The organism is Lichenicola sp. GTC18331 (assembly GCF_055386855.1).
This window is the reverse complement of record NZ_AP045015.1, coordinates 621108-636110: the sequence shown is the minus strand read 5'-3', so window position 1 is coordinate 636110 and position 15003 is coordinate 621108. Positions and strand designations below refer to the sequence as shown.

15 protein-coding genes are annotated in these 15003 nt (G+C 68.3%); all 15 read left to right on the top strand.

Features of this window, described 5'->3' with window-relative positions:
• The first annotated feature begins 27 nt into the window (after window positions 1-27).
• Complete coding sequence (locus ACZ5BM_RS03015) at window positions 28-624, top strand: anthranilate synthase component II (RefSeq protein WP_498909874.1); 597 nt, start codon at window positions 28-30, stop codon at window positions 622-624.
• A gap of 34 nt (window positions 625-658) precedes the next feature.
• Window positions 659-1726 (top strand): anthranilate phosphoribosyltransferase, encoded by a 1068-nt coding sequence (gene trpD / locus ACZ5BM_RS03010; protein WP_498911464.1) that lies wholly within the window; start codon window positions 659-661, stop codon window positions 1724-1726.
• A gap of 36 nt (window positions 1727-1762) precedes the next feature.
• Window positions 1763-2605: an indole-3-glycerol phosphate synthase TrpC gene (gene trpC, locus ACZ5BM_RS03005; protein ID WP_498909872.1), complete on the top strand. Its 843-nt coding sequence runs from the start codon at window positions 1763-1765 to the stop codon at window positions 2603-2605.
• Window positions 2606-2816: 211 nt separating this feature from the next.
• Entirely contained in the window at window positions 2817-3851 is a 1035-nt protein-coding gene (gene pdhA, locus ACZ5BM_RS03000; protein ID WP_498909871.1) for a pyruvate dehydrogenase (acetyl-transferring) E1 component subunit alpha, read from the top strand.
• Between the two features lie 5 nt (window positions 3852-3856).
• A complete protein-coding gene (locus tag ACZ5BM_RS02995) occupies window positions 3857-5227 on the top strand; it encodes a pyruvate dehydrogenase complex E1 component subunit beta (protein WP_498909869.1) in 1371 nt (456 codons plus the stop codon).
• Entirely contained in the window at window positions 5227-6546 is a 1320-nt protein-coding gene (locus ACZ5BM_RS02990; protein ID WP_498909868.1) for a pyruvate dehydrogenase complex E2/E3BP family protein, read from the top strand. Before ACZ5BM_RS02995 ends, ACZ5BM_RS02990 begins: the two co-directional genes overlap by 1 nt.
• A 1-nt stretch (window position 6547) precedes the next feature.
• Window positions 6548-7972, top strand: a complete 1425-nt coding sequence (lpdA, locus tag ACZ5BM_RS02985; RefSeq protein WP_498909867.1) for a dihydrolipoyl dehydrogenase — start codon at window positions 6548-6550, stop codon at window positions 7970-7972.
• Window positions 7973-8027: 55 nt separating this feature from the next.
• Window positions 8028-9158, top strand: coding sequence for a DUF3142 domain-containing protein (locus ACZ5BM_RS02980; protein WP_498909866.1), 1131 nt, complete (start codon window positions 8028-8030; stop codon window positions 9156-9158).
• Window positions 9155-11167 carry a hypothetical protein gene (locus ACZ5BM_RS02975; protein ID WP_498909865.1) on the top strand — a complete coding sequence of 671 codons (2013 nt, stop codon included), beginning with the start codon at window positions 9155-9157 and terminating at the stop codon, window positions 11165-11167. Before ACZ5BM_RS02980 ends, ACZ5BM_RS02975 begins: the two co-directional genes overlap by 4 nt.
• A gap of 114 nt (window positions 11168-11281) precedes the next feature.
• Window positions 11282-12253, top strand: a complete 972-nt coding sequence (lipA, locus tag ACZ5BM_RS02970; RefSeq protein WP_498909864.1) for a lipoyl synthase — start codon at window positions 11282-11284, stop codon at window positions 12251-12253.
• Window positions 12253-12723, top strand: coding sequence for a type II toxin-antitoxin system RatA family toxin (locus ACZ5BM_RS02965; protein WP_498909863.1), 471 nt, complete (start codon window positions 12253-12255; stop codon window positions 12721-12723). The genes lipA and ACZ5BM_RS02965 overlap by 1 nt, the downstream gene beginning before the upstream one ends.
• A gap of 162 nt (window positions 12724-12885) precedes the next feature.
• A complete protein-coding gene (locus tag ACZ5BM_RS02960; protein WP_498909862.1) occupies window positions 12886-13206 on the top strand; it encodes a hypothetical protein in 321 nt (106 codons plus the stop codon).
• A gap of 276 nt (window positions 13207-13482) precedes the next feature.
• Window positions 13483-13689, top strand: coding sequence for a CbtB domain-containing protein (locus ACZ5BM_RS02955; protein WP_498909861.1), 207 nt, complete (start codon window positions 13483-13485; stop codon window positions 13687-13689).
• 18 nt (window positions 13690-13707) lie between these two features.
• On the top strand, window positions 13708-14454 hold the full coding sequence (locus ACZ5BM_RS02950; RefSeq protein WP_498909860.1) for a CbtA family protein: 747 nt from the start codon (window positions 13708-13710) through the stop codon (window positions 14452-14454).
• 132 nt (window positions 14455-14586) lie between these two features.
• Window positions 14587-14961, top strand: coding sequence for an EF-hand domain-containing protein (locus ACZ5BM_RS02945; RefSeq protein ID WP_498909859.1), 375 nt, complete (start codon window positions 14587-14589; stop codon window positions 14959-14961).
• The last annotated feature ends 42 nt before the right edge of the window (window positions 14962-15003 follow it).

Sequence of the window (15003 nt, the reverse complement as noted above, 5' to 3'; positions counted from 1 at the left end):
TGTGCGGCCTCGGGCGAGTATGCGCGCATGATTCTGCTGATCGACAACTACGACAGCTTCACCTTCAACCTGGTGCACTACCTGGGCGAACTCGGTGAGGCGTGCGACGTGCGCCGCAACGATTCCCTGTCGCCGGACGAAGCGCTGGCGTTGCGGCCGGATGCGATCGTCCTGTCGCCCGGCCCGTGCTCGCCCAACGAGGCCGGGATCTGCTGCGATCTGATCCGCGCCGCCGCCGGACGCGTGCCCGTCTTCGGCGTCTGTCTCGGCCATCAGGCGATCGGGCAGGTGTTCGGGGGGCAGGTGGTGCGGGCGCCGAAGCCGATGCACGGCAAGGTCAGCCCGGTCTTCCATGACGGCACCGACGTGTTCGGCGGCCTGCCGTCGCCGTTCCAGGCCACGCGCTATCACAGCCTGACCGTGGACCCCGGAACCCTGCCGGAGACGCTGGTCGCCACCGCCCGGACCGAGGACGGGGTGATCATGGGTCTGCGCCATCGCGACCTGCCGATCTTTGGCGTGCAGTTCCATCCGGAAAGCATCGCCTCCGAGCATGGGCACGCCATTCTCCGCAATTTCCTATCCATCGCACGCGGCCGCAACGACCAGCGTCGTGCCGCCTGAGGGTGCCGACGGGCCGACCGATCGCCCGCTCCCGATCGCTTCGCTGAAGCCGGTCCTGGCGCGCGTCGCCGGCGGCGCCGTTCTGGACGAGGCCGAAGCGGAAGCCGCCTTCGCCCTGGTGATGGACGGGGCGGCCACCCCGGCGCAGATCGCGGCCCTGGCCATGGGGCTACGCGTGCGCGGCGAGGCCGTGTCCGAGCTGGTCGGCGCCGCACGGGCGATGCGGGCGCGGATGCGTCGCGTGGACTCCGTTCCGGATGCGATCGACGTGTGCGGCACCGGCGGCGACGGCCATGCGACGCTGAACGTGTCCACGGCGGTGGCCTTCGTTCTGGCGGCGCTGGGCGTTCCCGTGGCCAAGCACGGCAACCGGGCGGTGTCGTCCCGGGCTGGGGCGTCCGACACGCTGGAAGCGCTGGGCATCGCCCTGGAAGGCGATCCGGCGTTGCTGCACGCGCGGTTGTGCGATCATGGCCTGGTGTTCCTGGCCGCCCCTCTGCACCATCCGGCCATGCGCCATGCCGGTCCCGTGCGGGCCGAGCTGGGCATCCGCACCCTGTTCAATCTGGTCGGGCCGCTCTGCAACCCGGCCGAGGTGTCGCGCCAGATGATCGGCGTGTTCGACCCGTCCTGGCAGGAAACCCTGGCGCTGGCGCTGCGCGGCCTGGGCGTCCGCACCGCCTGGGTGGTGCATGGCGAGACCGAGGCGGGCACCGGGCTGGACGAGCTGGGTCTGGCCGGCCGGAACCACGTGGTGACGCTCCGCGACGGCGAAATGGGTAAATTTTCATTCATGCCGGAAGAGGTGGGACTGTCCCGCCGGCCGGTTTCCGCCATCGCCGGAGGCGAGGCGAGCGAGAATGCGCGGGCATTGGAACGACTTCTGTGCGGGGAGACCGGTGCTTATCGCGACGTGGTGCTGCTGAACGCGTCGGCTGCCCTGCAATGCTGCAACTTGCGGACCGGGCCTGCCGGGTGCATGTCCGGGTCCGCGCCGCTCGACGCGCTGCGCGAGGGCATGCGCGCGGTGTCGCGCGTGCTGGACGATGGTTCGGCGCTGGCGGTGCTCGACGCACTGAGACGGGGCCATGCAGAAGGGTGATGGTTTCTTGGTTTCCCGCGTGCCGACCGTTTCCGTATGAGTGACGACTTTCCCGCTGCCGGCGCCGACGCCGCGCCTGCGCCCGTTCCGGACGTTCTGGCCGAAATCTGCGCCCTGACCCGCGCGGAGGTCGCGCGCCGTTCCGCCGCCACCACGCTGCGCGATCTGAAGAGCCGTTTGAACGATCACGGCCCGACCCGCGGCTTCGGTCGCGTTCTGAAATCCATGACGGCACGTCGCGAGGTCGGTCTGATCGCCGAGATGAAGCGCCGCTCGCCCTCCGGCGGCGCCATTCGCGAGGATTTCGATCCCGCCGCCATCGCCCGCGCCTACGAGGCGGCCGGGGCGTCCTGCCTGTCGGTTCTGACCGAGGGGCCTTCCTTCGGCGGCAGCGTGGAGGATCTGCAGGCGGCGCGCGCGGCGGTGTCCCTGCCGGTTCTGCGCAAGGATTTCATTCTCGATCCCTGGCAGGTCTACGAGAGCCGGGCGATGGGTGCGGACTGCATCCTGTTGATCATGGCGGCTCTGACCGACGCCGTCGCCGCCGAGCTTCTGGCCTTGTCGCGCTCGCTGGACATGGATGTGCTGGTCGAGGTGCACGACGCGATCGAGCTGCGCCGCGCGCTGGGGCTGAACACCGATCTGGTGGGCATCAACAACCGCAACCTGAAGACGTTGCGCACCGATCTTTCCACCACGCTGGAGCTGGCGCCGACCGTGCCGCCGGATCGCATCGTGGTGGCGGAAAGCGGCATCCGCACCCGTGCCGACGTGGTCTCCCTGGCGGGGTCCGGCGCGTCCTGCTTCCTGGTAGGGGAAAGCCTGCTGCGCCAACCCGATCTGGGTGCTGCGTGCGGGGAATTGCTGGGTCCCATCTGAGGATGCCGGAAGATGGGTTCTGCAGGGTGCAGCCACCCTTCGCGGAAGCGGCAAGACGGGGCACTATGCGTTTCAAACGCTACGGGCGACTGGGGTTCGGCCGATCGGTGTCCGACCGATCGGTGATCGACCACTGGCCGCTCCGCAGCGGGACCGGGACATCCCGGTCATGAGTTCGATCCGAACAGTTGCGAGCAGTCAGGAGTTGTTGATGGCCGACACGGACGCCGGAATCGTCCAATCCGGGGCAAACAGTCCCGCGAACCGGGGCAGCAACCAGCCGACGATGACGCAGGAGGAATACAGCCGCGCGTATCGCGACATGCTGCTGATCCGGCGCTTCGAGGAGCGCACCGGCCAGCTCTACGGCATGGGTCTGATCGGCGGTTTCTGCCACCTCTATATCGGCCAGGAGGCCGTGGTGGTGGGCGTGCAGATGGCGCTCAAGCAGGGCGACAAGATCGTCACCTCCTATCGCGACCACGGCCACATGCTGGCCTGCGGCATGGAAGCGCGGGGCGTGATGGCGGAGCTGACCGGGCGGGCCACCGGCTATTCGCGCGGCAAGGGCGGCTCCATGCACATGTTCTCCAAGAAGGAGCATTTCTACGGCGGCCACGGCATCGTCGGCGCGCAGGTCTCGATCGGCGCCGGTCTCGCCTTCTCGAACAAGTATCGCGGCACGGACGAGGTGGCGGTGGCCTATATGGGCGACGGCGCGTCGAACCAGGGCCAGGTCTACGAGAGCTTCAACATGGCGGCTTTGCAGAAGCTGCCGTGCATCTTCGTGATCGAGAACAACCAGTACGGCATGGGCACCTCCGCCGCCCGCTCCTCCGCCTCGCATGCGCTCTACAAGAACGGCGAGCCCTGGGGCATTCCCGGCCGCCAGGTGGACGGCATGGACGTGGTGGCGGTGCGCGAGGCGGCCCGCGAGGCGGTCGAGCATTGCCGCGCCGGCAAGGGGCCGTTCCTGCTGGAGATGAGCACCTACCGCTATCGCGGCCATTCCATGTCCGATCCGGCCAAGTACCGGACCCGCGACGAGGTGGAGGCGATGCGCCGTGACCACGACGCGATCGAGCGCGTGCGCAAGGCGCTGATCGATCTGGGCACCGACGAGAAGGCGCTGAAGCAGATCGACGACGAGATCAAGGCGCTGGTCGCGGATGCGGCCGAGTTCGCCCAAACGAGCCCGGAGCCGGACCCGTCCGAGCTCTGGACCGACATCCTGGTGGAGAGCTGATCACCATGTCCACGCAGGTTCTGATGCCGGCGCTGTCGCCGACCATGACCGAGGGCAAGCTGGCCCGCTGGCTCAAGAAGGTGGGCGATACCGTGTCGTCCGGCGACGTGATCGCCGAGATCGAGACCGACAAGGCGACCATGGAAGTGGAGGCCGTCGACGAGGGCATCCTGGCCAGGATCCTGGTCGAGGAAGGCACCGAGGGCGTGGCCGTGAACGCGCCGATCGCGGTTCTGGCCGCCGATGGCGAGGACGTGTCGGCCGAGGCGCCGGCGCGGGAAGCCGCCGCGCTGCCGAAGGTGGCTGCCGAGGGTTCCGGCCCGAAGGAGATCGCCGACCGCGCCTCCGAGGCGAAGACGCCGGAGCTGGCGAAGCCGGAGCCGGAGCGCGAGTGGGGCGAGACGCGCACCATGACCGTGCGCGAGGCGCTGCGCGACGCGATGGCGATCGAGATGCGCGCCGATGACGACGTGTTCCTGATGGGCGAGGAGGTCGCCCAGTATCAGGGCGCCTACAAGATCAGCCAGGGCCTGTTGGACGAGTTCGGCGAGCGCCGCGTGATCGACACGCCGATCACCGAGCATGGCTTCACCGGCATCGCGGTCGGTGCGGCGCTGACCGGTTTGAAGCCGATCGTCGAGTTCATGACGTTCAACTTCGCCATGCAGGCGATCGACCACATCATCAATTCGGCCGCCAAGACGCTCTACATGAGCGGCGGCCAGATGGGCTGTCCGATCGTGTTCCGCGGTCCGAACGGCGCCGCGTCGCGCGTCGCGGCCCAGCACTCGCAGTGCTATGCGAGCTGGTACGCGCATGTGCCGGGGTTGAAGGTGGTGGCGCCGTATTCGTCGGCCGACGCCATGGGCCTGCTGCGCGCCGCGATCCGCGACCCGAACCCGGTCGTGTTCCTGGAGAACGAGATCCTCTACGGGCAGAGCTTCGAATGCCCGGTGGATCCGGACTTCATCCTGCCGATCGGCCAGGCGAAGATCGAGCGCGCCGGCACCGACGTCACCATCGTCGCCTTCTCCATCATGGTGGGCGTGGCGTTGAAGGCGGCGGAGATCCTGGCCGAGCAGGGCATCAGCGCCGAGGTGATCAACCTGCGCACGATCCGTCCGCTCGACACCGCCACCGTGGTGGAGAGCGTGAAGAAGACCTCGCGTCTGGTGACGGTGGAGGAAGGCTGGCCGTTCGCCGGCATCGGCGCCGAGGTGTCGATGCAGATCATCGAGCATGCGTTCGACTGGCTCGATGCGCCGCCGGTGCGCGTGCACGGTCTGGACGTGCCGCTGCCCTATGCCGCCAATCTGGAGAAGCTCGCGCTGCCGCAGCCCGACTGGGTGGTGGACGCGGTGAGGAAGCTGGTCTGATGCCCACCAACATCCTGATGCCGGCGCTGTCGCCGACCATGACCGAGGGCACCTTGGCCCGCTGGTTGAAGAAGGAAGGCGATCGCGTGTCGTCCGGCGACGTGATCGCCGAGATCGAGACCGACAAGGCCACCATGGAGGTGGAGGCGGTGGACGAGGGCATTCTCGGCCGCATCCTGATCGCCGACGGCACCGAGAACGTCGCCATCAACACGCCGATCGGCGTGTTGGTGAACGAGGGCGAGGCGGTGCCGGAGGGTGCCGCGATGGCCGAAGCGCCGAAGCCCGCCGCCGAAGCGCCCAAAGGGGGGCAGGCTGCTGCCGCCGCTCCGGCGCCGAAGTCAGAGGCCGCGCCCGCCGCCGCGCCTTCTTCCGCCGTTGCGTCTTCTGGTGCTGCGTCTTCTGGGGAGCGCATCGTGGCGTCGCCGCTGGCGCGCCGTCTGGCCAAGGAAGGCGGGATCGATCTGGCCGGCGTGACCGGGTCCGGCCCGAACGGCCGTATCGTCCGCGCCGATCTGGCCAAGGCGAAGGCGGCTCCCGCCGCCAAGCCGGCGCCTGCCGCGGCGCAGACGCCCGCGCGCAGCGGCCCGTCGCCGATGGCGCCGATCACCGCGCCGCATCGCGTGGTGCCGAACAACGGCGTGCGTCGCGTGATCGCCCGCCGTTTGTCGGAATCCAAGCAGTTCGTGCCGCATTTCTATGTCACCATCGACGTGGAGATGGACGCGCTGCTGGCGCTGCGCACGCAGTTGAACGCGCAGTCTCCGGAGGGCGAGGGGTCGTTCAAGCTGTCGGTCAACGACATGCTGATCAAGGCGTGCGCGGTGACGCTGAAGCGTGTGCCGAAGGTGAATGCGACCTACACCGACGAGGCGATCCTCGAATACGAGGATGTCGACATTTCCGTCGCCGTGTCGGCGCCGGGCGGCCTGATCACCCCGATCGTGCGCAGCGCCGAGAAGAAGACGCTGGCGCAGATCAGCCACGAGGCGCGCGGGCTGATCAAGCGCGCCCGCGACGGCAAGCTGAAGCCCGAGGAGTTCCAGGGCGGCGGTTTCTCGATCTCGAACATGGGCATGTTCGGCGTGAAGCAGTTCGCGGCGATCATCAATCCGCCGCAGGCGGGCATCCTGGCGGTGTCGGCGAGCGAGAAGCGTGCCGTGGTGCGTTCCGACGCCAAGGGCGACCGTCTTGAGATCGCCACCGTCATGACCGCGACGCTGTCGGTCGATCACCGTGCCGTGGACGGCGCGCTGGCGGCCGAATGGGTGCAGGCGTTCAAGGCCGTCGTCGAGAACCCGTTGAGCCTGGTGATCTGAGATGGCCCCGAACGTGAGCAAGGATACCGATTTCGACGTCGTCGTGATCGGTGGCGGTCCCGGCGGCTATGTCGCGGCGATCCGTGCGGCGCAGCTGAAGATGAAGGTGGCGGTGGTCGAGAGCACGCATCTCGGCGGCATCTGCCTGAACTGGGGCTGCATCCCGACCAAGGCGCTGCTGCGCTCGGCCGAGATCAACCACCTGCTGCACCATCTCGATGAGTTCGGCTTCGCTGCCGACAATATCCGGTTCGATCTGGACAAGATCGTGAAGCGCTCGCGCGGCGTGGCGAAGCAGTTGTCGTCCGGCATCGGCCATCTTCTGAAGAAGAACAAGGTTCCGGTGTTCGACGGGCACGGCAAGCTGGCCGGCACGGCGGGCGATAAGCGCAAGGTTGATGTGTCGAAGGACGGCAAGCCGGTCGCGACGCTGACGGCGAAGCACGTGATCCTGGCGACCGGCGCGCGTGCGCGGGTGCTGCCAGGCCTGGAGCCGGACGGGAAGCTGGTCTGGTCCTATCGCGAGGCGATGGTGCCGACTTCCATGCCGAAGAAGCTGCTGGTGATCGGTTCCGGCGCGATCGGAATCGAGTTCGCGAGCTTCTATCGCAATCTCGGCGCCGAGGTGACGGTGGCCGAGGTGGTGGACCGCATCCTGCCGGTGGAGGACGAGGAGATCGCCGCCTTCGCCCGCAAGCAGTTCGAGAAGCAGGGCATGCGCATCATCACCGGCGCCAAGATCGGCACGCCGGAGCGCACGGGCGACACCGCGAAGGTCACGATCGAGAGCGGCGGCAAGACCGAGACGCTGGAGTTCGACCGGATCATCTCGGCGGTGGGCATCGTCGGCAACGTGGAGAATATCGGTCTCGAAGGCACCAAGGTGGTGGTGGAGAAGACCCATATCGTGATCGACGGATTCTGCCGCACCGGCGAGCCGGGCGTGTATGCGATCGGCGATATCGCCGGCGCGCCGTGGCTGGCGCACAAGGCGAGCCACGAGGGCGTGCTCTGCGTGGAGAAGATCGCCGGCAAGGACGTGCACCCGATCGACTGGACCAACATTCCCGGCTGCACCTATTGCCGTCCGCAGATCGCCAGCGTCGGCTGGACCGAGGCGCGCGCCAAGAAGGAGGGCAGGGAGGTCCGCGTCGGGCGCTTCCCGTTCATCGGCAACGGCAAGGCGATCGCCATGGGCGAGCCGGACGGCATGGCGAAGACGGTGTTCGACGCCAAGACCGGCGAGTTGCTGGGCGCGCATCTGGTTGGCGCCGAGGTGACGGAGATGATCCAGGGCTACGTGATCGCGCGGACGCTGGAGACCACCGAAGCCGAGCTGATGCACACGGTGTTCCCGCATCCGACGGTGAGCGAGACCATGCACGAGGCCGTGCTGGACGCCTGGGGCCAGGCGATCCATTTCTGAGCCAGCCGGCGCGGCCGGCCGGGTTTCGCGACCCGGGGCCGCGCCGTTTCGCCGCGTGGCGGTTCTTGCCACGCTGCTGTTCCTGTGTGTCCGCTCCACCCCGCCCGATCGGCGTCTGCCGCAGGACGCCTATGTCTGGCAGCGGGACTGGACGCCGTCGCTGATCCGGGCGATCGGCGAGACCGCGCCTCTGGTGGCGGGATTCCGCATTCTGTTGTGCGAATGGTCGCCGGATGGGCGCGTCGTGCGTCCGGCAGTGGATTGGGCGGCGCTGGATCTGGCCGGGCGCCCGGTGACGGTGGTTCTGCGGATCGACGGGAGCGGGGTGCTGCCGGACCCGACTTCCGTCGCTGCCGCGATCCCGGCGGGTCATGTTCTGGCCGGGGTGGAGATCGATTTCGATTGTCCGACCCGACGGCTGGCGGAATATCGCGGCTTTCTTCTCGCGCTGCGGCGAACGCTGCCGTCCGGGATGCGGCTCGGCATCACCGCCCTGCCGGATTGGCTGCGTTCGCCCGCGTTCACGGCGCTCACCCGTGTCGTGGACCAGCCTGTGCTGCAACTCCATGCCACGGACGATCCGCGGGACGGTTTGTTCGATGCCGGGCGCATGCGGCGCCGCGTGGCGGCGATGTCGAGGCTGAGCGCCAGGCCGTTTCTCGTTTCGCTGCCGAGCTATGGCGTGCGGGTGGTGCTGGACCCGAACGGACGTCTGCGCGCCACGGAGGCGGAGCGGTCGATGCTGCTGGGAAGCGCCGGGCGCGAGTTGTTCGCGTCGCCGGACGCGGTGGAGCGGGCCGTGGCGGTGCTGGAGCGCGATCCGCCATTCCGTCTGGCCGGTCTGGTCTGGTTCAGGGTTCCGACCGGGGAGGACCGGAGAGGGTGGAGCCTCGGCTCCTGGCATGCGGTGCTGTCGCGCCGGCCGGCGGAGGCGGTGGCCGAACTGGTTCGTGTGCCCGGCCCGCCGACGATCCTGCGTCTGGCGAACCGGAGCGATCTTGATGCGAAGCTGCCGGACAGCATTGCGCTCGATCCCGCCTGCCTTGCTGCCGATGGGGCCGGGCCGTATCGGCGCGACGGGTCGTTGCTGCGACGGATCGATGGCAGCATGATGCCGGCGCATTCCGTGCTGACGGTCGGCTGGGAACGCTGCCCGCGTGATGGGAACGGGGGGATCGGGCGATGAGCGTGCGGAGGTCGGCGGTCCTGGGCGGAACGGTTCTGGCCGGGTTGGCCACGGCGGGCGCGTTGGCCTGCGGGCCGTTCTTTCCGTGGCAGTTGTTGGAGGATCGCGCCGCGACCCTGCACGACCTGCCGGTGGACAGCTTCTTCTTCCAGGCGAGCCATTTGTTGCCGGCGCCGGACCCGGCGTTGGCGAGAAAGGATGTGGCCGCGCCGGAGATCACGACCTGTAGCGCGGTCGGTGATCCGTCGGAGCCGAAGGTTTCCGTTGACGCCTATTCCCACGCTGTGAGTGCTCTTCACGGTGACGATCCGGCTGCTTCGGTGCAGGCGTTTCGGGACGCCGTGGCGATCGGCGGACACGGCGTCCATGCAGTCTGCGCGGCGTTCATGCTCGGCCGGTCGCTGGACAAGGCTGGCGACGCAGGCGGGGCGGAGAAGGCGTTTCTGCAGACGCGCGATCTGGTGTCGCGTGGCGCGCCGGACCCGCTGGGTCTGGCGATCGCGAGCTTCGGCGAGCAGGCGCGGCTTTCTCTGCGGCGGAGCGGCGTGGTCGCCGGGGTCACGCCCGTGCCGCAGCCGGCGACGCCCACACCCGATGCCCTGGCAGCGTTGCACAAAGCGGTGACGCTGTATTCGCAGCAGGCGGCGTATGGGGACCAGAACGGCGTGTCCTCCTTGCAGGAGGTGGCGGAGGCGATGCTGTCGGAGCAGCCGGGGGCCCAGACCTGGTTCGACGCCGCCGCGCGCGATCCGCGTATCCGGCAGTTGCTGCTGGCCTATGCTGTGGCCGACACGCCGCTGGTCGAGGATGCCGGTGAGGATCCGGGATACAGCCTGTTGCAATCGATCGATTCCAAACCGGTCGCCGCGCGCGTGCTGGATCGACTGGCGCCCGTGTTCGATCCGGCGACGGATGCGCGCGATGCCGGGCGTTTGGCGGCCGTGGCCTATGTGGCCGGGCGCTACGATCTGGCGGCGCGGTTCGCGACGGCGCCGGCCGATCCGCTTTCGGCCTGGATACGCGCGAAGCTGTCGCTCCAGCACGACGATCTGGCCGAAAGCGCGCACCGGATCGCCGAGGCGGTGCAGGTTCTGGCGGCGCATCCGGAGGCGCTGGGCGACAGCGCGACGCGTCTGCGCGCCGAGCCCGGGGTGATGGATGTGGCGCGGGGCGAGTTCGTGCCGGCGCTCCAGGTTCTCTACGGTTTCGGCGACACCTACTGGGGCGATACGGCCTATGTCGCCGAGCGTCTGGTGACCACCGACCAGTTGCGGTCGTTCGTGCAGGCCTTGCCGCCCTTGCCGGCGAAGTCTGCCGAGGGCGACCGTGCGGTGTCGATGCGTAACCTTCTGGCCCGGCGCCTGATGCGCGAGGGTGCGTATGCGGAGGCGGCGGGGTGGTTCGTCGATCCGGCGCTGGCTGGGGAAAGCCGCCGGTTCGCGGCGCTGGAGGCGCGTTCGCACGATGCGTTCTGGCGCACGGATCGTGCGGAAGCGGCCTGGAACGCGGCGATGCAGCAGCGGCAGAAGGGGATGGAATTGTTCGGCACCGAGGTGCTGCCGGACCAGGCGGTGATGGACGGGGATTATCCGGGCGGCTACGGGCCGTCCAAGCCACCCTCCGGGCCGTTCGTTTCGCCGCTGGAGACGCAGCGTTTCGCCGCCAACGCGCCCGATCCCGATCGGCGCTTCCATTACCGCGTCGATGCCGCGCGTGAGGCGGAGCGCGCTGCCGCGATGCTGCCGCCGCGGTCGCAGGCTTTCTACGCGACGCTGTGCGGCGGCGCGTCCTGGCTGCTGGAAACGGATGACGAGGCGGGGGCGTCGCGTCTCTACAAGTTCTACGTCGCGCGCGGGGCATTGCAGCCGAAGGGCGCGGTGTTCGGGCAGGGGTGTCCGGCGCCCGATTTCGCGGCGGCGGCGCATCAGCGCTGGTGGCAGCCGGTTGCGGCGATCGAGCGCAAGGCGGCGCGTCACTGGCGCGGATTGCGTCGCCGTCTGGGGCTTTGACGGCGGGCACGGCAGCCAGACCGTGGTTCCGCTTGACGGGCTCCGCGCGGAGCGCCACGTCTGCGGTCAGAAGACAAAGCGTTTTCCGTTCACGTTCCGGATGATCGTCTGCCCATGTCCACCCGCGTCCTGATCGACCATCGAACCGGCGGGGCGACCGCTTTGCGCCATCCCGAGAAGGCGCATCGTCCGGACAATCCGATCCAGCGCAAGCCGGACTGGATCAGGGTCCGGGCGCCGAACCACCCGATCTACCAGGAAACGCGCGAGCTGATGCGCGAGAAGAAGCTGGTGACGGTGTGCGAGGAGGCGGCGTGCCCGAACATCGGTGAGTGCTGGTCGCAGCGCCACGCCACCATGATGATCATGGGCGAGATCTGCACCCGCGCCTGCGCCTTCTGCAACGTGCGCACCGGGCAGCCGGACGCTCTGGATGCGGACGAGCCGAACCGCGTCGGCGAGGCCGTGGCGACGCTGGGTCTGCGCCATGTTGTGATCACTTCGGTGGATCGCGACGATCTTGCCGATGGCGGTGCCGCGCATTTCGCCCGCGTGATCGCGTCGATCCGGGCCGCGTCGCCCGACACCACGATCGAGATCCTGACGCCGGACTTCCTGCGCAAGCCGGGGGCGCTGGAGGTGGTGGTCGCGGCGCGTCCGGACGTGTTCAACCACAATCTCGAAACCGTGCCGCGTCTCTACACAACCATCCGGCCCGGCGCGCGATACTACCAGTCCCTGCGCCTGCTGGACGACGTGAAGCGGATCGACCCGTCGATCTTCACCAAGTCCGGCATGATGGTGGGGTTGGGCGAACAGCGGCCGGAGGTTCTGCAGGTGATGGACGATCTGCGTGTCGCCGATGTGGATTTCATCACGCTCGGCCAGTATCTGCAGCCTTCGGTGAAGCATGCGGCGATCGACAAGTTCGTGACGCCCGACGAGTTCGCCGATTACGCCTCCATGGCGCGTGCGAAGGGCTTCCTGCAGGTGAGCGCCACGCCGCTGACGCGGTCGTCCTATCACGCCGATGCCGATTTCGCGTCCCTGCGCGACGCGCGCGCCGCCAAGCTGGCGGCGCACTGATGCCGACCCATGCCGAACGGCGTGTGATCCCGTACAGCGCGGAGCAGTTGTTCGACATGGTGGCCGATGTGGGCCGCTATCCGGAATTCCTGCCCTGGTGCACCAGCGCCCGCGTGATCAGCCGCACGGAGCACGAGCTGGTGGCGATCCTGACGATCGGCTTCGGCCCGTTCCGGGAAAGCTTCACCTCCCGCGTGGCGCTGGACCGTCCGCGCACGGTGCGCGTGCGCTACGAGAAGGGGCCGTTCCGCTATCTGAACAATGTCTGGACCTTCACCCCGGACGAGCGTGGCTGTCTGGTCGATTTCTTCGTGGAATTCGAGTTCCGGTCCCGTCTGCTGCAATCGGCGATCGGCGTCGTGTTCAACGAGGCGGTGCGGGTGATGGTGGGGGCGTTCCTGAAGCGCGCCAACGAGATCTATGGCCCGTCCGGCCTGCGGACGGCGGCTCCACTACCAGCGGCAGGCTGAGCGAGGCGTCCGAGGTGTGACGTTTCGGTCACGCTGCGACTTTCTCCCCGTTCGCGGCAACCGGAACGGCGTCAGGTCGTTGCTAGGGCGTGTCGGGGCTGGTTCAGTCTGCCCTCTCGTGTCACCAAAACTCTGTCGATCGCGGCAGAAAAAGGAACTGGTATGAAGAAGATCCTGAGCGCTTCCATCTGTGCGATCGCGATGGCGGCCGCCGTTCCGGCCTTCGCCGCCGACAAGCCGGTGCATCACCATGCGCATCACGGCAAGGCGGCCGGCAAGATGGGCCCGCACACCAAGATGAAGCCGGCCGGCGCGCCGTCGACCGAAGAGCTGAACGCGAAGAGCCTCGACGCCGCTCGCGGTGGCGCCGCTCCGGCTGCCGACGCGACCGCCCCGGCCGCTCCCGCCGCGCCGGCTCCGGCCGCCCCGGCTTCGGGCTCCACCGGCACCATGACCCCGTCGAATGCGCCGGGCGGTCAGTAAGACCTATCGCCTTCGGGCGGTGTGATCGGGCCGGGAGCGGGAAACCGCTTCCGGCCTTTTTCATGTCTGCACCATGACAAGATGCGCATTGACGACGCGGGCCGGGGCGGTCCAGCTTCGCATGCGCCGCGCTGCTGGAACCCGGTGAAACTCCGGACGGTCGCGCCACTGTGAACCACGCCGAGACCCGCCTTCCGGCCGGTCGAGGGTGCAAGTCAGACCTGCCGCGACGCGATGAAACCCGATGGGACGCCGTATCCCGAGGAGTGCATTGCGATGTCCGAAACCGTTTCCGTCCGTCCCGCCGCCATACCGACCATTCCCGTCAGCGCGCTGCTGCCCTGGAGCCTGTTCGGGGCCTTGCTTTTGCTGGCGATCTATTTCGTCGGCGCCGAGGAAGGCGCCACCGCCCTGATCCCCGGCATGGCGGTGCATGAATGGGTGCATGACAGCCGGCATCTGCTCGGGTTTCCCTGCCACTGATCCGGGGGCGGAGCGGTGGTGCACATCCTTCTCGTCCGCGGCATGCTGGTCGGGTTCCTGGCCGGGCTGCTGGTGTTCGGCTTCGCGCGCGGCGTCGGCGAACCGCAGGTGGACCGGGCGATCGCCATCGAGACGGCGATCGACGCGGCCCAGGCCAAGGCCGATCTGGCGCGCGGCATCCATGATGCGCCGGAGCCGGAGATCGTCAGCCGTCCGATGCAGCGGAGCTGGGGGCTTCTGACCGGCGTGATGGTGTATTCGACCGCGTTCGGCGGCCTGTTCGCCCTTGTGTTCGCGTTTGCGAACGGACGGGTGGCGATCCGGGACCAGCGCGTTCTGTCCCTGCTTCTCGCCATGGCCGGTTTCGTGTCCGTGGCGCTGGTTCCGGCATTGAAATATCCCGCCAACCCGCCCTCGGTCGGTGCGCCGGACACGATCGGCAGCCGGACCCTGTTGTTCGCGGTGATGCTCGGCCTGTCGGTGGCGGCGATGGTGGGGGCGGCGGCGATCCGCCGGCATCTGCTGCCTCAGCGCGGCGACTGGTTCGCGTCGTCGGTTGCGGCCGGATTCTACGTGGTGTGTGTCGTGGCATTGTGCGTGCTGCTGCCTGGCGTGAACGAAGTGCCGCCCGGCTTTCCGGCGGATCTGTTGTGGCGGTTCCGGCTCGACTCGCTGGGGCTCCAGCTCATTCTGTGGAGCGGTCTTGGTCTCGGGTTCGGTACATTGAACGCGCGGATAGCGGAACGCGGTTTATTTCAGAAGTGAACCGGTTTCGGGTGCGTGGTTAAGGTTGCAGTAAACAAACGGTGATGAGATGGATCAGCCGGGGCCGAGCCGTCCCGGTTGCCCACAAGCGCCGGCATGCAGGCGCATTTCGCCAGGAAAGCGACCCGCCTTATGCGTACCGTTCTCAATCTCAGTGCCGTTCTCACCTGCGGCGTTCTGGCCGGCCTGTGCGGGTTGATCCAGGGCGAGCCGTCTCGCGCCGCCTCCGTCTCGGGGGCCGCGCTGATCGCGGGCGCGACGCATCCGTCGGACGATGCCGTCGTGCCGGTGCGCCGATCCGGCAGCGTGGAGGCGCATTTCGCCGCCGCCAACACGACCCATGACGGACATCTGACCCGCGAGCAGGCGCTGCAGGGCGACTGGACCCGTGTCGTGCGCCACTTCGACGAGATCGATACCGACCACAAGGGCTGGGTCAGCGTCGATCAGATCCACGCCTACAACAGGAGCCATGGCCGTCACCGGAAGGAGAGCGGCGCGTCCTGATCCGGGACGGTTCGCGCCGGTCAGCTGGGGAGTGGGTCAGCC